14 protein-coding genes, 1 tRNA gene and 1 CRISPR repeat array are annotated in these 19,135 nt (G+C 53.2%); of the genes, 11 read left to right on the top strand and 4 right to left on the bottom strand.

Annotation, left to right across the window (positions count from 1 at the left end):
- Nucleotides 1–150 precede the first annotated feature (150 nt).
- Together macA and macB are read left to right on the top strand one after the other, a co-directional pair.
- A complete protein-coding gene (gene macA, locus OGX80_RS10605; protein ID WP_370662145.1) occupies nucleotides 151–1,248 on the top strand; it encodes a macrolide transporter subunit MacA in 1,098 nt (365 codons plus the stop codon).
- On the top strand, nucleotides 1,245–3,191 hold the full coding sequence (macB, locus tag OGX80_RS10600; RefSeq protein ID WP_233644121.1) for a macrolide ABC transporter ATP-binding protein/permease MacB: 1,947 nt from the start codon (nucleotides 1,245–1,247) through the stop codon (nucleotides 3,189–3,191). Before macA ends, macB begins: the two co-directional genes overlap by 4 nt.
- A gap of 136 nt (nucleotides 3,192–3,327) precedes the next feature.
- Here the strand turns inward: macB and cspD are convergent, their stop codons facing one another.
- Nucleotides 3,328–3,549, bottom strand: a complete 222-nt coding sequence (cspD, locus tag OGX80_RS10595; RefSeq protein ID WP_000447499.1) for a cold shock-like protein CspD — start codon at nucleotides 3,547–3,549, stop codon at nucleotides 3,328–3,330.
- 150 nt (nucleotides 3,550–3,699) lie between these two features.
- Here cspD and OGX80_RS10590 point away from each other — a divergent pair, with 150 nt between their 5' ends.
- From OGX80_RS10590 to cas6f, 9 genes are all read left to right on the top strand, one after another.
- The gene (locus tag OGX80_RS10590) at nucleotides 3,700–3,774 is read left to right on the top strand and encodes a hypothetical protein (protein ID WP_213164981.1); all 75 of its coding nucleotides are present in this window, start codon (nucleotides 3,700–3,702) and stop codon (nucleotides 3,772–3,774) included.
- A 98-nt stretch (nucleotides 3,775–3,872) separates the two neighbouring features.
- Entirely contained in the window at nucleotides 3,873–4,193 is a 321-nt protein-coding gene (gene clpS / locus OGX80_RS10585) for an ATP-dependent Clp protease adapter ClpS (RefSeq protein WP_012133050.1), read from the top strand.
- Between the two features lie 30 nt (nucleotides 4,194–4,223).
- Complete coding sequence (gene clpA, locus OGX80_RS10580; RefSeq protein WP_012133049.1) at nucleotides 4,224–6,500, top strand: ATP-dependent Clp protease ATP-binding subunit ClpA; 2,277 nt, start codon at nucleotides 4,224–4,226, stop codon at nucleotides 6,498–6,500.
- 242 nt (nucleotides 6,501–6,742) lie between these two features.
- A CRISPR array of direct repeats spans nucleotides 6,743–8,637; the repeat unit is 28 nt; unit sequence GTTCACTGCCGTACAGGCAGCTTAGAAA.
- A 113-nt stretch (nucleotides 8,638–8,750) separates the two neighbouring features.
- Nucleotides 8,751–9,728: a type I-F CRISPR-associated endonuclease Cas1f gene (gene cas1f / locus OGX80_RS10575; RefSeq protein WP_115181772.1), complete on the top strand. Its 978-nt coding sequence runs from the start codon at nucleotides 8,751–8,753 to the stop codon at nucleotides 9,726–9,728.
- Nucleotides 9,725–12,955: a type I-F CRISPR-associated helicase Cas3f gene (cas3f, locus tag OGX80_RS10570; RefSeq protein WP_233644120.1), complete on the top strand. Its 3,231-nt coding sequence runs from the start codon at nucleotides 9,725–9,727 to the stop codon at nucleotides 12,953–12,955. The genes cas1f and cas3f overlap by 4 nt, the downstream gene beginning before the upstream one ends.
- A 17-nt stretch (nucleotides 12,956–12,972) precedes the next feature.
- A complete protein-coding gene (gene csy1, locus OGX80_RS10565) occupies nucleotides 12,973–14,295 on the top strand; it encodes a type I-F CRISPR-associated protein Csy1 (RefSeq protein WP_115181770.1) in 1,323 nt (440 codons plus the stop codon).
- On the top strand, nucleotides 14,283–15,218 hold the full coding sequence (gene csy2 / locus OGX80_RS10560; RefSeq protein ID WP_115181769.1) for a type I-F CRISPR-associated protein Csy2: 936 nt from the start codon (nucleotides 14,283–14,285) through the stop codon (nucleotides 15,216–15,218). The genes csy1 and csy2 overlap by 13 nt, the downstream gene beginning before the upstream one ends.
- 10 nt (nucleotides 15,219–15,228) lie before the next feature.
- Nucleotides 15,229–16,230, top strand: coding sequence for a type I-F CRISPR-associated protein Csy3 (csy3, locus tag OGX80_RS10555; protein ID WP_115181768.1), 1,002 nt, complete (start codon nucleotides 15,229–15,231; stop codon nucleotides 16,228–16,230).
- Nucleotides 16,231–16,239: 9 nt separating this feature from the next.
- Entirely contained in the window at nucleotides 16,240–16,794 is a 555-nt protein-coding gene (cas6f, locus tag OGX80_RS10550; RefSeq protein ID WP_115181767.1) for a type I-F CRISPR-associated endoribonuclease Cas6/Csy4, read from the top strand.
- A 446-nt stretch (nucleotides 16,795–17,240) separates the two neighbouring features.
- Here cas6f and OGX80_RS10545 read toward each other — a convergent pair.
- The 3 genes from OGX80_RS10545 to OGX80_RS10535 form a co-directional block, all read right to left on the bottom strand.
- Nucleotides 17,241–17,328: transfer RNA gene (locus OGX80_RS10545), tRNA-Ser, on the bottom strand.
- 147 nt (nucleotides 17,329–17,475) lie between these two features.
- On the bottom strand, nucleotides 17,476–18,153 hold the full coding sequence (locus OGX80_RS10540; protein WP_049011452.1) for an isochorismatase family protein: 678 nt from the start codon (nucleotides 18,151–18,153) through the stop codon (nucleotides 17,476–17,478).
- A gap of 21 nt (nucleotides 18,154–18,174) precedes the next feature.
- Nucleotides 18,175–19,041: a pirin family protein gene (locus tag OGX80_RS10535; RefSeq protein ID WP_058668951.1), complete on the bottom strand. Its 867-nt coding sequence runs from the start codon at nucleotides 19,039–19,041 to the stop codon at nucleotides 18,175–18,177.
- Nucleotides 19,042–19,135: the final 94 nt, after the last annotated feature.

Here is a 19,135-nt window from a genome sequence, read left to right as displayed (position 1 = left end):
ACATCTGTGGCGGAATGCAGCCCAGCAATGGATAGCGACGGCGATATTCGGCGCGTTTTTCAGTGTTTGTTTATTTACCGTTAAGGTTTATCTTCCCACTCTGGTGGATATCTCGGGGAATGTTGGATCGTTATGAAGCTCAAGGGAAAAATGAAAAAGCGCTATATTCTTATCGCCCTCATTATCATCGTGGCGATGTTTACGCTCTGGCGAACGTTAAATGCGCCGCTACCCCACTATCAAACGCTGATTGTCCGTCCGGGCGACCTCCAGCAGAGCGTGCTGGCGACGGGGAAACTGGATGCGCTGCGCAAAGTGGATGTCGGGGCGCAGGTCAGCGGCCAGCTTAAAACGCTGTCGGTCGCAATTGGCGACAAGGTGAAAAAAGATCAGCTGCTTGGCGTTATCGATCCTGAACAGGCGGAAAACCAGATCAAAGAGGTGGAAGCCACGCTGATGGAATTACGCGCTCAGCGCCGACAGGCTGAAGCCGAGTGGAAACTGGCGCGCGTCACCCTGTCACGCCAGCAACAGCTGGCGAAAACCCAGGCGATTTCGCGACAGGAACTGGATACGGCCGCGACGGAAATGGCCGTCAAACAGGCGCAAATCGGCACGATTGACGCGCAGATTAAACGTAATCAGGCTTCTCTTGATACGGCAAAAACCAACCTGGATTACACCCGCATTGTCGCCCCGATGGCAGGCGAGGTGACGCAAATCACCACCTTGCAGGGACAGACGGTGATTGCCGCTCAACAGGCGCCAAATATCCTGACGCTGGCGGATATGAGCACCATGCTGGTGAAGGCGCAGGTTTCCGAAGCTGACGTTATTCACCTGCGTCCCGGACAAAAAGCCTGGTTTACCGTGCTGGGCGACCCTCAGACCCGCTATGAAGGCGCGCTGAAAGATGTCCTGCCCACGCCTGAAAAAGTGAACGACGCTATTTTCTATTACGCGCGTTTTGAAGTTCCTAACCCGAAAGGGATTTTGCGCCTGGACATGACCGCACAGGTGCATATTCAGCTCACGGACATTAAAAACGTGCTGACGATTCCGCTGGCGGCGCTTGGCGACCCGGTCGGCAACAACCGCTACAAAGTCACGCTGTTGCGTAACGGCGAAACCCGTGAACGCGAGGTGTCGATTGGCGCGCGTAACGATACCGACGTGGAGATCGTCAAGGGACTGGAAGAGGGCGATGAGGTGGTGATCAGCGAGAGCAAACCTGGAGCCGCGCAATGACGGCATTGCTTGAGCTGAGCAATATTCGCCGCAGTTATCCGTCAGGTGAAGAACAGGTCGAGGTGCTGAAGGGCATCTCCCTGCAAATTCATGCCGGAGAGATGGTGGCGATTGTCGGCGCGTCCGGTTCCGGTAAATCGACCCTGATGAATATCCTCGGCTGTCTGGATAAACCCACCAGCGGCACCTATCGGATTGCGGGGCGGGATGTCTCCACGCTCGACAGCGACGCGCTGGCGCAACTTCGCCGCGAACATTTTGGTTTTATCTTCCAGCGTTATCATTTGCTCTCACATCTGACGGCGGCGCAAAACGTTGAGGTGCCCGCCGTTTATGCCGGTACGGAGCGCAAACGACGGCTGGAGCGGGCCGAAGAGTTGCTGCAACGGCTGGGGCTGGGCGATCGGGTGGATTATCAGCCTTCGCAGCTCTCCGGCGGGCAACAGCAGCGGGTGAGTATTGCGCGCGCGCTGATGAACGGCGGGCAGGTGATCCTCGCCGATGAACCGACCGGGGCGCTCGACAGCCATTCCGGCGATGAAGTGATGGCGATTCTGCATCAACTGCGCGATCGGGGGCATACGGTCATTATCGTGACCCACGACCCGCAGGTTGCCGCCCAGGCTGAACGGGTGATTGAAATCCACGATGGCGAGATCGTGCGTAATCCGCCGTCGCAGAAAACGCAAGCGGGGAAAGGCATCGCAGAGCCCGTCGTCAAAACGGCCTCCGGCTGGAGCCAGTTTGTCAGCGGATTTCGTGAGGCGCTCACGATGGCGTGGCTGGCGATGGCCGCCAATAAAATGCGCACCTTACTCACCATGCTGGGGATTATTATCGGGATTGCGTCGGTGGTGTCGATCGTGGTGGTCGGCGATGCGGCAAAACAGATGGTACTGGCGGATATTCGCGCCATTGGCACCAATACTATCGATATTTACCCCGGTAAAGACTTCGGCGACGACGATCCGCAATATCAGCAGGCGCTGAAATATGACGATTTGAATGCGATTCAGAAGCAGCCGTGGGTAACGTCCGCGACGCCTGCCGTATCGCAAAATCTGCGGCTTCGCTATGGCAACATCGACGTGGCCGCCAGCGCCAATGGCGTCAGCGGCGACTATTTTAACGTCTACGGCATGACCTTTAGCGAGGGGAACACGTTCAACAGAGAGCAGTTGAATGGCCGGGCACAGGTGGTGGTGCTCGACAGCAACACGCGGCGTCAACTTTTCCCCAATAAAGCGAAAGTGGTGGGCGAAGTGATCCTGGTCGGCAATATGCCTGCAACGGTGATCGGCGTGGCCGAAGAGAAACAGTCTATGTTCGGCAGCAGTAAGATCCTCCGCGTCTGGCTGCCGTACAGCACGATGTCCGGGCGGGTGATGGGGCAGTCATGGCTGAACTCCATCACCGTTCGGGTGAAAGAGGGATTTGACAGCGCGCAGGCTGAGCGGCAGCTTACCCGCCTGCTGACGCTGCGCCACGGGAAGAAGGATTTCTTTACCTGGAATATGGACGGCGTCTTGAAAACCGCCGAAAAGACCACACGTACTCTTCAACTGTTCCTGACGCTGGTTGCGGTTATCTCACTGGTGGTAGGGGGGATTGGCGTAATGAACATTATGCTGGTTTCCGTCACTGAACGAACCCGGGAGATTGGCATCCGTATGGCGGTAGGCGCGCGCGCCAGCGATGTGCTGCAACAGTTCTTAATTGAAGCGGTGCTGGTGTGTCTGGTCGGCGGCGCGTTGGGGATCGGGCTGTCGATGCTGATCGCCTTTACGCTACAGATGTTTTTACCCGGCTGGGAAATCGGCTTCTCGCCCGTCGCGCTCCTGACGGCGTTCTTGTGCTCGACGTTTACCGGGATACTGTTTGGCTGGTTGCCCGCACGTAATGCGGCACGACTCGATCCGGTAGATGCGCTGGCGCGGGAGTGAATCTTGCCGGATGTTTGTCTGCCGGGTAAGGCGCGTCAGCGTCGCTATTCGGCAAAAAGCAATGGCGCAGAAATAAAAATGCCAGCCGATCGGACTGGCATTTTGACTGCGGGATGTACACAATGAGACAGAAGAGCTATGCAACGGCTTCTGCTTCGATGGGCACGATGACACTGGCATGATTGCCTTTTGGCCCCTGGTGGACATCAAACCGGACAGACTGCCCGGCTTTAAGCGTTCTGTAACCATCCATTTGAATGGTGGAGTAATGGGCGAAAATATCTTCGCCGCCGCCTTCAGGGCAGATGAAACCAAACCCTTTGGCATTGTTGAACCACTTTACAGTACCCGTTTCCATGCTTCGACATCCTTCGTAAATCTTATATAAGTAAGATGGAATGAACCGGTGGCGGAGTGGGGGCTGTTCAAAACCTCGCCAACTCTCGAAACTACAATTTAGAGAAATCAGGCGGGGCGTCAAGCGCCAGGCGGGGTGGATGGGGTAAAAATGAATCAAAAATTTGAAGCAGTTAACGCTATTGCCGGTAATGTGACAGATGTCGCGGATGACAGAGATAGATGATAGTTATCTATTAATTGGGGTAGATTGATTGCGTGCATAGGCTCTTGTCAGCGGCAGTACGTTCTGCCGGTAACCGTAACCGAAGATGACGACTGACAATGGGTAAGACGAACGATTGGCTGGATTTTGACCAGCTGGCGGAAGATAAGGTGCGCGACGCGCTAAAACCGCCATCTATGTATAAAGTGATATTAGTCAATGATGATTACACTCCAATGGAGTTTGTTATTGACGTGTTACAAAAATTCTTTTCTTATGATGTAGAACGTGCAACGCAACTGATGCTTGCGGTTCACTATCAAGGTAAAGCTATCTGTGGCGTATTTACCGCCGAGGTCGCGGAGACCAAAGTGGCGATGGTGAACAAGTATGCGAGGGAGAACGAGCATCCGTTGCTGTGTACGCTGGAAAAAGCCTGAATGCAGGCGTAAAAATTGGGGGAGGTGCCTATGCTCAATCAAGAACTGGAACTCAGTTTAAACATGGCTTTCGCCAGAGCGCGCGAGCACCGACATGAGTTTATGACCGTCGAGCACTTGTTACTGGCGTTGCTCAGTAACCCATCGGCCCGCGAAGCGCTGGAAGCGTGCTCCGTGGATTTGGTGGCGCTCCGTCAGGAACTTGAAGCCTTCATTGAACAAACCACACCCGTACTGCCTGCCAGCGAAGAAGAGCGCGACACACAGCCGACGTTGAGTTTTCAGCGCGTGCTGCAACGTGCGGTCTTTCACGTTCAGTCCTCCGGGCGCAGTGAGGTAACTGGCGCGAATGTGCTGGTGGCTATCTTCAGCGAACAGGAATCCCAGGCGGCCTATCTGCTGCGTAAGCATGAAGTCAGCCGCCTCGACGTGGTGAACTTTATTTCTCATGGGACGCGAAAGGACGAGCCGAGTCAGTCTTCTGACCCCGGCAATCAGCCAAATAGCGAAGAACAAGTTGGCGGGGAGGAACGTATGGAGAACTTCACGACTAACCTTAACCAGCTTGCTCGCGTGGGCGGAATCGATCCGCTGATTGGCCGTGAAAAAGAGCTGGAGCGTGCCATTCAGGTGCTGTGTCGCCGCCGGAAAAATAACCCGCTGCTGGTGGGTGAGTCCGGCGTCGGTAAGACGGCGATTGCCGAAGGTCTGGCCTGGCGTATTGTCCAGGGCGATGTGCCGGAAGTGATGGCGGATTGCACCCTCTACTCGCTGGATATCGGCTCGCTGCTGGCGGGCACCAAGTATCGCGGCGATTTCGAAAAACGTTTTAAAGCGCTGCTCAAACAGCTGGAACAGGACACCAACAGCATCCTGTTTATTGATGAGATCCACACCATTATCGGTGCGGGTGCAGCGTCGGGCGGCCAGGTGGATGCCGCAAACCTGATTAAACCGCTGCTCTCCAGCGGTAAGATCCGCGTGATTGGTTCCACGACGTATCAGGAATTCAGCAACATTTTCGAAAAAGACCGCGCGTTAGCGCGTCGCTTCCAGAAAATTGATATCACTGAGCCGTCCGTGGATGAGACTGTGCAGATCATCAACGGCCTGAAACCGAAGTACGAAGCGCACCACGATGTTCGCTACACGGCGAAAGCGGTGCGTGCGGCGGTAGAGCTGGCGGTGAAATACATCAACGACCGTCATCTGCCGGATAAGGCGATTGACGTCATCGACGAAGCCGGTGCGCGTGCTCGTCTGATGCCGGTCAGCAAGCGCAAGAAAACCGTCAACGTGGCGGATATTGAGTCCGTGGTGGCGCGCATCGCGCGTATTCCTGAGAAGAGCGTCTCGCAGAGCGATCGCGATACGCTGAAAAACCTCGGCGACCGCCTGAAAATGCTGGTCTTCGGGCAGGATAAGGCAATTGAAGCGCTGACCGAAGCGATCAAAATGAGCCGTGCGGGTCTCGGTCATGAACATAAACCTGTCGGTTCGTTCCTGTTCGCGGGGCCTACCGGGGTAGGGAAAACCGAGGTAACGGTACAGCTTTCCAAAGCGCTGGGTATTGAGCTGCTGCGGTTTGATATGTCCGAGTATATGGAACGCCACACCGTAAGCCGCCTGATCGGCGCGCCTCCAGGATATGTCGGTTTCGACCAGGGCGGTCTGCTGACCGATGCGGTTATCAAACATCCGCATGCGGTTCTGCTGCTGGATGAAATTGAGAAGGCGCATCCAGATGTCTTTAACCTGCTGTTGCAGGTGATGGACAACGGCACGCTGACGGACAACAACGGGCGTAAAGCGGATTTCCGCAACGTGGTGCTGGTGATGACCACCAACGCCGGTGTGCGTGAAACTGAGCGTAAATCGATTGGCCTCATCCATCAGGACAACAGTACGGACGCGATGGGTGAAATCAAGAAAGTGTTTACGCCGGAGTTCCGTAACCGTCTCGACAACATTATCTGGTTCGATCACCTGTCTACTGAAGTGATCCATCAGGTTGTTGATAAGTTTATCGTCGAGTTGCAGGTTCAACTGGATCAGAAAGGCGTCTCCCTGGAAGTGAGTCAGGAAGCGCGTGACTGGCTGGCAGAGAAAGGCTATGACCGCGCGATGGGCGCACGTCCAATGACGCGCGTCGTCCAGGACAACCTGAAAAAACCGTTGGCAAACGAGCTGCTGTTCGGTTCACTGGTTGGCGGTGGCCAGGTGACCGTTGCGCTGGATAAAGAGAAAAATGAGCTGACGTATGGCTTCCAGAGTGCGCAAAAGCACAAACCGGAAGCCGCGCATTAATCTCGTAACCGGTAAAATCTGAACGCCAGTCGCGTTCAGATAAACTCGCTAAAATCCGTAATCTCTTTTGAGGTTACGGATTTTTTTTGCCGTCATGCCCCGGATACCTGGAAACCCTTTTTTTGAGTGTTTTTTTAACGCTATGATTTTTATGTGTTTATATTAGGTGGCGATAAAAGGGTATTTAATCATTTCGTTGATATTTTTCTTTATTAACACCATGATAGCGACGAACTGCTTCAGTTCACTGCCGTACAGGCAGCTTAGAAATGCACTCTTCCATCAACAAGATACACCAGAACGTTCACTGCCGTACAGGCAGCTTAGAAAATTGACGCCAACTTGTCTTCGTTACCATCGTGGTTCACTGCCGTACAGGCAGCTTAGAAATCACGAATTGTATAGCCGCCAGTGTCCGTAGGGTTCACTGCCGTACAGGCAGCTTAGAAAGCTCCGGAGACGTAACCGGAACACAACTTAAAGTTCACTGCCGTACAGGCAGCTTAGAAAAGTCAGCGCTGACGTAGTACCCATAGAATGTGCGTTCACTGCCGTACAGGCAGCTTAGAAACCGGACGAACCGGGCGAAGTGGTAGCAATGGGAGTTCACTGCCGTACAGGCAGCTTAGAAAAGCGCATTGCTACGCACCAGTTGCACTTCCAGGTTCACTGCCGTACAGGCAGCTTAGAAAATTAGGTATCAACGATTCCTGGGGGGCGCACGGGTTCACTGCCGTACAGGCAGCTTAGAAACAGACTGCGGAGCCGCTTTCGCTGGTTCCCGTGTTCACTGCCGTACAGGCAGCTTAGAAAATATTGTGCTGATGGGGGACTGGAACAGCAATGTTCACTGCCGTACAGGCAGCTTAGAAATCACTGATACTCCAGGTTCGGGCGACCTGCTGGTTCACTGCCGTACAGGCAGCTTAGAAACAACGGCATGGTTAATATTTCCCAGGCGGTTTGTTCACTGCCGTACAGGCAGCTTAGAAAATTACGTGAATAACCCCAACTTGATGAGCCGGGTTCACTGCCGTACAGGCAGCTTAGAAAGAAACCTGAAGTTGTGATGTTACATTCAGCAGGTTCACTGCCGTACAGGCAGCTTAGAAATGGCAGATACGCTGGTAACTTCTTTTCTGTGGCGTTCACTGCCGTACAGGCAGCTTAGAAAGGGTAATGAAGTCTGGTTTCCGTGATGGCGTGGTTCACTGCCGTACAGGCAGCTTAGAAAGGTGGCCTGCGCTGCGGTAGTCGTCATCATTAGTTCACTGCCGTACAGGCAGCTTAGAAAACTTACGCGCCATGTAGTCGGGCATATGACTATGTTCACTGCCGTACAGGCAGCTTAGAAATTTGGGCGTGGCTGTGCTGTGCTGGTGGATTCGTTCACTGCCGTACAGGCAGCTTAGAAAGCGCGTCTGCATACCAATAAGGGAATGCACCTTGTTCACTGCCGTACAGGCAGCTTAGAAAAGTGAGAGACGTTAACCGCATCATAAATGAATGTTCACTGCCGTACAGGCAGCTTAGAAAAGCCGTTAGGCTGCCCTACCACACTCACCGATGTTCACTGCCGTACAGGCAGCTTAGAAATCCATTGCTCACCGAACGTGAAGCCGATCTCCGTTCACTGCCGTACAGGCAGCTTAGAAATCTCCAACTGGCAGTGCAGCTAAAAGTTTACGGTTCACTGCCGTACAGGCAGCTTAGAAACGTATGTCTCCACCAGCGCAATATCTTTGCTGGTTCACTGCCGTACAGGCAGCTTAGAAATTGTTAGCGTTGAAGCAAGCCTGCTGTAAGGCGTTCACTGCCGTACAGGCAGCTTAGAAAACGCTCGATAAAGGAAGGGATGGCCTGTGTAAGTTCACTGCCGTACAGGCAGCTTAGAAATTATTTGTCGGGCACAATAAATGTCGCCTCAAGTTCACTGCCGTACAGGCAGCTTAGAAATGAATCTGCGCCAGCAGGAATACTGCCATTTCGTTCACTGCCGTACAGGCAGCTTAGAAATACAGGAGCGGAGAGTGCTCGTGTCAATATGGGTTCACTGCCGTACAGGCAGCTTAGAAAATATTGCAGGTCGCTGGACTACGCAACCCGTTCGTTCACTGCCGTACAGGCAGCTACCACACCACAAATGTAATTATTTATTTTGAAAGCTCTTTTGTTGATTTTTATCATTTCATCTGCCAGACCCTCATCAGTACTATCGATAACACATAAAATGACGGGGTTTAAATAGATATGTCTGCAAATTCAATTATGCCTTCGGATTTAAAAACCATTCTGCACTCCAAACGCGCCAATATATATTATCTTGAAAAATGTCGTGTGCAGGTAAATGGTGGGCGAGTTGAATACATTACGAGTGCAGGTAATGAATCATATTACTGGAATATTCCTGTCGCGAATACTACGGCGGTGATGCTGGGTATGGGCACGTCAGTGTCACAGGCGGCGATGCGGGAGTTTGCAAGGGCTGGCGTGATGGTTGGCTTCTGTGGCACTGATGGTACGCCGCTTTATTCCGCAAATGAAGTTGATATTGATGTGTCATGGTTGTCACCGCAAAGTGAATATCGGCCGACTGAATATTTACAGCATTGGGTCTCTTTCTGGTTTAAAGAAGAAAAAAGACTGATCGCGGCAAAGATGTTTCAGAAAATAAGATTGCAGCAAATAGAAAAATATTGGTTAGCTCCATCATCACAGAAAATATTTCAGCCAGACCGGGAACGATTAAATGATATTATCACGCGCGCGGATGAGTCTATGGCGCAAGCAGAGGATCATACTCATTTAATGCTCAAAGAGGCGCAATTAACAAAAGCGCTGTATAAGCTGGTGAGCCAGACCGTTGGATATGGCGATTTTACCCGAGCAAAACGGGGCGGTGGTCTGGATATGGCGAATCGGTTTCTGGATCAGGGTAATTATCTGGCATACGGATTAGCGGCTGTTGCGGCATGGGTTACAGGGCTCCCACACGGTCTGGCGGTTATGCACGGTAAAACGCGTCGCGGCGGCCTGGTCTTTGATTTGGCCGATCTTATCAAAGACGCGCTTGTCATGCCGCAAGCGTTTATCGCGGCAATGGAGGGGGAGGATGCACAGGCGTTCCGCCAGCGCTGTATTAATAGATTTCAGCAATCTGATGCTTTAGATTTAATGATCACCACGCTTCAGGACACGGCGCGACAGCTGGCTGAGGATAGCGAATGAATGTGCTGATTATCTCTCGCTGCACCAAACGCGCTCGCGAGGAGAGTTGCCGTATACTCGATCAGTTTGCTGAGCGAACGGGAGACGCGGCCTGGCAGACCATCATCACCTTAGAAGGCGTTAACACGCTGCGCCGTTTATTACGGAAAACCGCAAGGCGTAATACTGCGGTTGCCTGCCACTGGTTGAAGAAAAACGGGCAAATGGAATTGCTATGGATTGTCGGCAATATACGTCGTTTTAATGCGCAAGGGCGTGTTCCTACCAACCGAACCACACAAACGCTTATCACGAACACCGATGAACATCGGTGGCGATGTGCGGAAAGCATTGCGCTGTTAGCAGCGATTGCGGGCTTGTTTCATGATTTTGGTAAGGCAGGATTCTGTTTTCAGGAAAGCCTGACGAAAAAAACAGCTAAAAGTTATCAACCTTATCGCCATGAATGGGTTTCGGTACGCCTGTTTCAGGCGTTTGTCGGTGAGCAACATGATGAACAGTGGCTGGCAAAACTCGGTGAGTTGTCTGCGGATGACGACGCTGAACTTCTGGCTCGATTGCGCAAGGATAACCCCTGCTATTCTGACAGCCCTTTTCGTACGCTTCCACCGCTTGCCAGCGTCGTCGCCTGGCTAATTTTGTCTCATCACCGTCTTCCTGAAAACCTGCGTGGCGACAACGAGCTGGAGGGATGTCAGAGCTGGCTTGAAAATCAGCTTAATGCAGACTGGAACGCCGTGAATCATATAAAAGAAGGGTGGCGAGACGTCGATTTTCGTAATGTCTGGGTTTTTCCATCAGGTACGCCTGTACAAAGTCGCGTCTGGCGGGAGAAAGCACGTCAGATCTCCCGGCGCGCTAAGAATGCCGCGGCATTAAAACAGTGGGGACAGATGGATCAACTGTTCACGCTGCATATGGCGCGTTTTTGTCTGATGCTGGCCGATCACTTCTACTCTTCCAGCCATCCTCACCCAACGTGGCAAGATCCTGATTATTGTGTATGGGCAAACAGCGAACGGAAAAATGGCACGCTAAAACAACGGGTTGATGAGCATCTGACCGGTGTCGCGCATCACGCATTGCTTCTGGGGAGACAACTGGCGCGTGTGCGTTCGTCGCTTCCGGCGATTGCAAGGCATAAAGGTTTTCGTGAGCGTTCGGGTAATCCGCTTTATCACTGGCAAAATAAAGCCTGGGATGTAGCTGCCGCGCTGCGTGAGAGGAGTCGGGAAGAGGGGTTTTTCGGCGTCAATATGGCTTCGACGGGCTGCGGGAAGACGTTTGCCAATGCACGAATAATGTATGCGCTGGCAGATGAGCAGGAAGGCTGTCGCTTCACCGTGGCAATGGGGTTACGCACGCTGACGCTGCAAACCGGCGATGCGTTGCGTAATCGACTGAAGCTGGACGACGACGACCTGGCGGTACTGATTGGCTCGGGTGCGGTGAAGCAGTTGTGGCAGAAGGAAAAAGAACCGGAACCAGACAGGGATAGCGCCTCGGCGAAGGCATTGTCTGAAGAACAGCAATATGTTCATTATGAAGGCAGTGTGCAAACGGGGGCGCTGGAAAAATGGTTGAGCGGCGACAGGAAATTGTCGGCGTTAGTCAGTGCGCCTGTTTTAGTGACAACCCTCGATCATTTGATTTCGGCGACGGAAGGCGTGCGTGGCGGGAAGCAGCTACCGGCGATGTTGCGCTTGCTGACCAGCGATCTGGTGCTGGATGAACCTGATGATTTTGATATTGCCGATCTGCATGCCGTTTGCCGCCTGATGAACTGGGCCGGGATGCTGGGAACCCGCGTGCTGCTCTCGTCGGCAACGCTGCCGCCGGATCTTATCCAGGCCATGTTTGCCGCCTGGTTTGCCGGGCGCAAAATATGGCAGGCGTCCTGCGGCGCGTCAGAGAAACCGATGAATATTTGCTGCGCATGGTTCGATGAAAAAGGCGCGAAGGTGGAGCACATCGCGGATGGACGCAGCTTTAGCATTGCGCATAAAACATTTGTTGAGCAGCGGGCGGCAATGCTGGCGGCAAAACCTCGTCTGCACTTTGGGCGTATTTCGCCCGTATCTCCGGCGTCGCCAGAGGTGAGCGATGTCATTACCTGCGTGGCCCGCGCCGTGCATACGGAAATGCAGGTTTTACATCACGCGCATAAAGAGACGCATCCCGGTGGTAAGACCGTGTCATTGGGTTTAGTCAGGTTCGCGAATATCGATCCGCTGGTCGCTGTCGCAAAAGCGTTAATGGCGATCCCTTCGCCGCAGGATGTCTGTATCCATTATTGTGTCTACCATGCCCGGCACCCGCTGGCGGTGCGTTCAGCCATCGAAAAATGTCTGGATAGCGCATTTACTCGCCATCACCCCGATACGCTCTGGCAACATCCCGATATTGCAAAAGCTCTCAATCTCCGCCCGGAGAAGCATCACCTTTTTGTCGTGTTAGGGACTTCCGTCATGGAGGTTGGCAGGGACTGGGACAGCAGTTGGGGCATCATCGAACCCAGCTCTATGCGAGCCATTATTCAGTTCGCCGGACGTATACAGCGCCATCGACGCGTCGTTCCAGAGAACGAAAACCTGGTGATTCTCAGCAGTAATATTAAAGCGCTGAGAAAGCGCTCTCCCGCGTTTTGTAAGCCGGGATTTGAAAATAAGGATCATCCATTAGCCAGTCACGATCTGCGTGAACTATTACCACCGCAGGATTATCAGACGATCACTGCATTGCCACGTATTTTGCCTGCAAATGGTGAAAATAAACTGGCGGAACTGGAGCACATGCGGCTCAGGGAAGAATTACTCAGCAGTAAGAGCCGGCAGATTATTGCCGCAAACTGGTGGCGTAAACCGCTCACCTGGAATGCCTGGCTACAGCGTAAGACACCGTTTCGTCAGTCGCAGCCGGAAGCCAGATTTTTTCTGCATATGGAAGAGGAAGAGAGCGAGCCTTATTTCGCATTTCATACTGAAAACGGCAACATCAAGGCTTCCGATAAATTTGTTCTGCAGGACGTTGAGTATGCAGAGGGAACAGACCGTTGGGGATGTACGGACTACCGCCAGGTGTTGCTGGCGTTGGCCGATGCCCAACAGACTGAGATTAACCGCGTAGGTGAAATTTTCGGTGAGATCAGCGTACCTGTAAATGAAGAGGATGTGACGAGCGACTGGCGTTACCACCCGTGGTTGGGTGTTTACAGGGATATTAATTAAGAACGTCGGGAGCAGTTATGACAACCGAAGCACTGACCCATTTTATTACCGATTACATTGCCTCGCGAAGGCAGCCAAAGCTGGAAGCCTTTGAAAAAGAGGCTGCAAAGCGACTGGCGCAGGGTGAAGATGCCAGTACCATCGCCCTGGAACGTCAGGCGCTTGAGGCACGCTATCAACCGCAAAATTGGTTGACGGATGCGGCAAGGCGAGCAGGGCAAATTAGCCTGGTGACGCATGCGGCTAAATTTACCCACGGGGATTCAAAAAGCAGCAGCATATATCGCGATACCGTGGGTGAAGAGGGGTATTTAAGCACTGCGTCGCTTAAGAGCCTCCCGACGGATGCCGTTGGAAACGCCGCCGCGCTTGACGTCGCGAAATTGTTGCAAACCGACGTCGAGGGTGACTCGCTGCTGGCTTGTCTGAAACGGGGTGAACATCAACCGCTTCACGCCTTTGCTGAGAATGACGCTCAACTGACGCAGTGGGTGGAAGGGTTTAATCGTGCGTTAACGCCCACTCAGCCGACATCGCATAAACTCGCTAAACAGGTCTATTTCCCCGTAGTCAATGATTACCATCTGTTGTGTCCGTTGTTTGCTACCTCGCTGGCGCAGGTGTTGCATGAAAAACTCGTCGCATCTCGCTTTGGAGAAGAGGTGAAAGCGGCACGCGATGCGCGCAAAGCGGGTAAATGGCATCCGCAGCCCGATGTTCGTTATCCAGACATGGCTGAAATGCATTTTGGCGGTACCAAGCCACAGAATATTTCTGCGTTGAACAGCGCGCGCGGTGGGCGTATCTGGCTGCTGCCGTCGCGGCCGCCTCAATGGCTGAATCTGGATAAAGCGCCGCAAAATATGCGCAATCTCTTTGCGTTGCGCGGCGCGTTTAATCGGGCCGCGTCAGGTATTATTTCCCGTATGGTGTTTCTGCTGAAAGAAAATACTGAGAAGAATAATCACGCTATTCGCAATGCGCGAGCAGCGTATGTTGATGAGCTTATCGACCTTCTTTTCATGCATGCCGCCACTTTCCAGCAGGCGTCCTGGCAAGGCTGGACACGAAATAATACCGATCTCCCCCTCCATCAGCAGCTTTGGCTCGATCCCTGGCGCGGCCAGACGGATGAAACTTTCCGTCTTGAACATGACAAAGATGACTGGCAAATAAGCGTTGCGGATGATTTCGCACGCTGGCTGAACTATCGGCTTAATAAGGCGCGTCTGGATGTGGGGCTTGTTGAGCGCCGGGAATGGCGGACGCAATCGCTGTTTCGCCAGCGGATGCGGGAAATGGAAGCGATTTTGCGGGAGGCGCTGAAATGCGTTATCTGATTTTATTGCCCCATATCCGTATTGAGAATGCGAATGCCGTTGCCGGGTTAACCTGGGGTTTTCCGGCGATAAGCCATTTCCTGGGGTACGTGCATGCGCTTTCCCGTAAAGTGCGCGCCACGCATGGCGTGCATTTTGATGGTTGCGCGGTGATCAGCCATCATTCTCATGTTCAGGCATATTCCTCGGGGCGTGACTATCAGTTTGCGCTTACGCGTAACCCTTTGACTAAAGAAGGGAAAACGGCCTCGTTCAATGAAGAAGGAAGAATGCACCTTACCGTCTCCCTGGTGATTGAGTGCCAGGGTGAAATCGTGAATGGCGAATACGGCAAAGAGGCGTTTTGTTCGCGGTTGAAAATGCTGTGTCAGAGTCAAAAGCTGGCGGGCGGAAGTATTGTCAGTCTGCGCGATCCGCAGGTATTTTCTGCGCCGGATGATGAAAAACAGCTCCGTCAGATCCTCTGGCGGCTGATGCCGGGTTTTGCTCTTTGCGACCGCAGCGAATGGCTGACAACGCATTATCACCAGCGTCGACAACAACAGCCGGAAAGCACATTACTGGATGCCTGGTTAGATTTTGCCGCAATCCAGTACCTCGCTATACCACCGGAAGAGGGGGACAACGCCCAATGGGAATATCAGCCTAAGCCGATGCCTGGTTATCTGGTGCCGCTGATGTGCGGCTATCAGCGTATTTCTCCGCTTTATTCCCCCGGAGAGGTTGCCAGTGCGCGCGATAATTCGACGCCGTTTGCGTTTACCGAGGCGGTGTATGGCGTAGGAGAATGGCGTGGGTTGCATCGTGTTACGGATATTCAGCCGCTTCTCTGGCGCTACCGCACAACCGACACTGGCTACTATTGCTCTGCAATGCCTGTCGCAGACGACTTTACGTTTAACGAAGACGACGATTTAGAATAAGGACATGACTATGGCAAAGGCTCCTGTATCTGTAAAAACCGCTTCTGTACTGGCATTTGAGCGCAAACTCGCTACGTCCGATGCGATGATGTATGCGGGTAACTGGCAAAGCGATCATTGGCAACCGATTGAAATTCAGGAAAAGGCGGTTCGAGGAACGATTTCCAATCGGCTGAAAAATGCGATTTCCAGCGATCCGGCGAAGCTGGATGCGGAAATTCAAAAAGCAAACCTGCAACGTGTGGATATTGCGGCCTTACCGGCAGATGCCGACACCTTGAAAGTGGTGTTTACGCTGCGCGTGTTGGGTAATTTATCTACGCCATCGGTATGTAATGATATGGCATACCAGGATGCGCTTCAGCAGGTTATTGATGGCTATATCAATGAGTATGGATTTGGTGAACTGGCGCGCAGGTACGCCACGAATCTGGCAAACGGACGTTTCCTGTGGCGCAACCGCATTGGCGCTGAGCAGATCCAGGTGAATGTCGCGGTCAGTGGGCAGGAATGGATTTTTAACAGTCACAACTATTCCCTGCGTGAGTTTGAGCAGGAAGATGCTTCGCTGAGCCAACTGGCGGCGATAATCGAAAAAGGATTAAGCGGTCAGGAATGGGTCATGCTGACTGTCGAAGCGCAGGTGCGTCTGGGCGCCGGGCAGGAGGTTTTTCCTTCGCAGGAACTGGTGCTGGACAGTAACAGCAGTAAAAGCAGGGTGTTATACCAGGTCAGTGGTGTTGCGGGCATCCACTCGCAGAAAATCGGCAACGCTTTGCGTACCGTCGATACGTGGCACCCAAAAGTAGAAGAATTGGGCGCGATTGCGGTAGAACCCTATGGCTCAGTAACCAGTCGTGGCGTAGCGTGTCGCCAGCCGAAGGATAAAATGGATTTTTATACCTTACTGGATAACTGGGTCACTAAGGGTATGAAACCGGATGCCGCTCAGCAGCATTATGTGATGGCGGTACTGGTTCGCGGCGGCGTATTTGGTGAGAAAAGCGAATAAGGAGCGATGATGGATCACTATTTTGATCTCCGTATCCTGCCAGACCCCGAATTTAATACTGAAATGCTGATGGCGGCGTTATTTGCCAAACTGCATCGTGCGTTAGGCGCAAGGGGAAAGGGGGATATTGGCGTTAGCTTCCCCCAGTTTGGCGTGACGCCAGGATCGTGCTTGCGTCTTCATGGTTCGTTATCGGCGTTACAGGAACTTGAGGCCGGTTCATGGCGCAAGGGGCTGAATGATTATTGCCAGTGTATGGCGATAACGCCTGTTCCGGCTGTAAAAGGCTGGCGCACGGTGAGTCGGGTGCAGGTGAAAAGCAGTCCGCAACGGTTATTGCGGCGTTCCGTCAGGAAGGGATGGTTAACGGAAGAGCAGGCGCAACTGCGCCTGGTGGAGTCAACCGAACAGCATAGCGATTTGCCTTACCTGAACGTTAAGAGCTTGTCGAATCAGCAACAATTTCGGGTGTTTATTCGCCACGGTGAACTGCGTTCTGAACCTGTTAGCGGGACATTCACAAGCTATGGATTAAGTTCTACGGCGACCATTCCCTGGTTCTGAGAAGCCTGATGGCGCTTCGCTTATCAGGCCTACAGAGCGCCACTCGTAGGCCGGATAAGGCGCGAGCGCCGCCATCCGGCGATGTGCAACAGGTGAAAAAAAAGCCCGTACTTTCGTACGAGCTCTTTTTCTGAATATGGCGGTGAGGAGTCACTTCGTTTATCAGACAACGTAGGCCGGATAAGGCGCGAGCGCCGCCATCCGGCGATGTGCAACAGGTGAAAAAAAAGCCCGTACTTTCGTACGCGCTCTTTTCTGAATATGGCGGTGAGGGGGGGATTGACTCGCTTCGCTCGCCCTGCGGGCAGCCCGCTCTCTGCGTTCGCGGTCTGTCCAACTGGCTGCCGCCAGTTGTCGAACCCCGGTCGTGGGTTCTCATCCCCCCACAGTGCGTACAACATGCGAAAAAAAAGCCCGTACTTTCGTACGAGCTCTTTTTCTGAATATGGCGGTGAGGGGGGGATTCGAACCCCCGATACGTTGCCGTATACACACTTTCCAGGCGTGCTCCTTCAGCCACTCGGACACCTCACCATATTGTATTGCTGCCTGACCGCTTGGGGGGCAACGGGGCGCTACTATAGGGAGTTGCGCCAAAACGGTCAAGCAGAATTTACGCTTTAATTATCGTTTGGTTACGCAATGAACATATTCCCTGCCCTGGGGGCGCAGGGAATATGATTAGCGCTGTGAATCCAGTATCTCACCGTTTTTCACCACTTCCTGCGCTTTGCTGTAACTCTCGATCAACAACTGATACGCCGGGAACACTTTGGTGTAGACCTCAGCCCACTCTGCTGCGTCTTCACGGTTCCAGGTGCTCTGCAACTCGGAAGCCACTGCGGCGGTATCCATCGGTACGACGCCCGCCTGAACAACGCGTGCCAGCGTGATCTCCTGGGCCATTTTGCTGTAGGTGCCGGAAGCATCAATGACAGCAAACACTTTATAACCTTCCGCGACTGCGCTAATCGCCGGGAATGCCATGCAAACGCTGGTAATCGTACCGGCGATGATCAGCGTTTTACGGCCGGTCGCTTTTACCGCCTGGACGAAATCAGCGTTATCCCAGGCGTTGATCTCGCCTTTACGGGCAATATACTGCGCGTGCGGTGCATTGGCGTGGATCTCCGGGATCAGCGGGCCGTTCGGTCCCTGCGGTACAGATGCCGTCGTAATGACCGGCATCTTCGACAAGGTTGCCATTTTGGCCAGTGCGGCCGCACGGGCGCGCAATTCAGGCATCGGCATATCGCCAACGGTCTGGAAAAGCCCGCTCTGGTGGTCGATTAACAGCATAACGGAATCGTTAACGTCAATTACCGGGCGCAAACCATTAAAATTAGCAGGACTGGACATATTGTGTACTCCTCAATGTTTTCAGATTTGGCCAAAACGGCCGGAGTTGAAATCGCGTACGGCTTCTGCGATTTCTTGTTTTGTGTTCATGACAAATGGGCCGTAACCGACAATGGGCTCATTCAGCGGCTCGCCCGACAACAGCAGAACGCTGGCATCGCTACTGGCTTCGAGATACAGGTTTTCACCTTCCTGGCTTAACACCACCAGTTGCGCTTCATTTACCGGTGTTGTGCCATTCACCGTAATACTTCCTTTCAGGACGACCAGCGCGGTGCTCCATCCTTCAGCAACGGGCAGCGTAAGATGACGATCGCGTTGCAGGCGCATATCCCAGACATTCAACGGCGAGAAGGTATGCGCCGGGCCTTTCACATCCTGATAGCGGCCCGCAATAATGCGCGCGGTTCCGGCTTCGTCAGGCAGCGTTACGGCAGGGATGAGATCGCTGCTGATGCTTTGATAACCCGGCACCGCCATTTTGTCTTTCGCGGGCAGGTTCACCCACAGTTGCACCATTTCCAGCTCGCCTCCCTGTTGGGTAAAGGCTGAAGAATGAAACTCTTCATGCAAAATGCCTGCGCCTGCGGTCATCCACTGCACATCGCCAGGGCCGATGACGCCGCCTCGGCCTGTTGAATCGCGGTGCTCAACTTCGCCGCTGTAAACAATCGTGACGGTTTCAAAGCCGCGATGCGGGTGTTCTCCCACTCCACGTTTTTCGTTTTCGGCGCCAGGGGCAAAGGTATGCGGCCCGGCATAGTCCAGCAGCAGGAACGGGCTTAACTGCTCTGCATGGGACTGATAAGAGAAGAGCGAACGAACCGGAAATCCATCGCCAACCCAGTGCGGGCGAGGTGCGGTATAGACGCCTGTAATCTGTTTCATGGTGGTCTCCTCGATGGCGTTGTTTTGATGTAAATAAGCTTATATCTATGACAATGATCTGAGTAGTCGCTAAAATAGACCTTACCGTTCTATA

This window comes from Citrobacter sp. CK194, assembly GCF_030333395.1.
Classification (GTDB): Bacteria; Pseudomonadota; Gammaproteobacteria; order Enterobacterales; family Enterobacteriaceae; genus Citrobacter_B; species Citrobacter_B koseri.
Note: the sequence above shows the minus strand (reverse complement) of the source record. Positions and strands in the feature narration are given on the sequence as shown.

Excerpts from the sequence above, each read along its gene's own strand:
- macB (WP_233644121.1), top strand. The coding sequence starts at position 1,245 with ATGACGGCATTGCTTGAGCTGAGCAATATTCGCCGCAGTTATCCGTCA.
- clpS (WP_012133050.1), top strand. The coding sequence starts at position 3,873 with ATGGGTAAGACGAACGATTGGCTGGATTTTGACCAGCTGGCGGAAGAT.
- cas3f (WP_233644120.1), top strand. The coding sequence starts at position 9,725 with ATGAATGTGCTGATTATCTCTCGCTGCACCAAACGCGCTCGCGAGGAG.
- csy2 (WP_115181769.1), top strand. The coding sequence starts at position 14,283 with ATGCGTTATCTGATTTTATTGCCCCATATCCGTATTGAGAATGCGAAT.
- OGX80_RS10540 (WP_049011452.1), bottom strand. The coding sequence starts at position 18,153 with ATGTCCAGTCCTGCTAATTTTAATGGTTTGCGCCCGGTAATTGACGTT.
- clpA (WP_012133049.1), top strand. The coding sequence starts at position 4,224 with ATGCTCAATCAAGAACTGGAACTCAGTTTAAACATGGCTTTCGCCAGA.
- OGX80_RS10535 (WP_058668951.1), bottom strand. The coding sequence starts at position 19,041 with ATGAAACAGATTACAGGCGTCTATACCGCACCTCGCCCGCACTGGGTT.
- csy3 (WP_115181768.1), top strand. The coding sequence starts at position 15,229 with ATGGCAAAGGCTCCTGTATCTGTAAAAACCGCTTCTGTACTGGCATTT.
- macA (WP_370662145.1), top strand. The coding sequence starts at position 151 with ATGAAAAAGCGCTATATTCTTATCGCCCTCATTATCATCGTGGCGATG.
- cas6f (WP_115181767.1), top strand. The coding sequence starts at position 16,240 with ATGGATCACTATTTTGATCTCCGTATCCTGCCAGACCCCGAATTTAAT.
- csy1 (WP_115181770.1), top strand. The coding sequence starts at position 12,973 with ATGACAACCGAAGCACTGACCCATTTTATTACCGATTACATTGCCTCG.
- cas1f (WP_115181772.1), top strand. The coding sequence starts at position 8,751 with ATGTCTGCAAATTCAATTATGCCTTCGGATTTAAAAACCATTCTGCAC.
- cspD (WP_000447499.1), bottom strand. The coding sequence starts at position 3,549 with ATGGAAACGGGTACTGTAAAGTGGTTCAACAATGCCAAAGGGTTTGGT.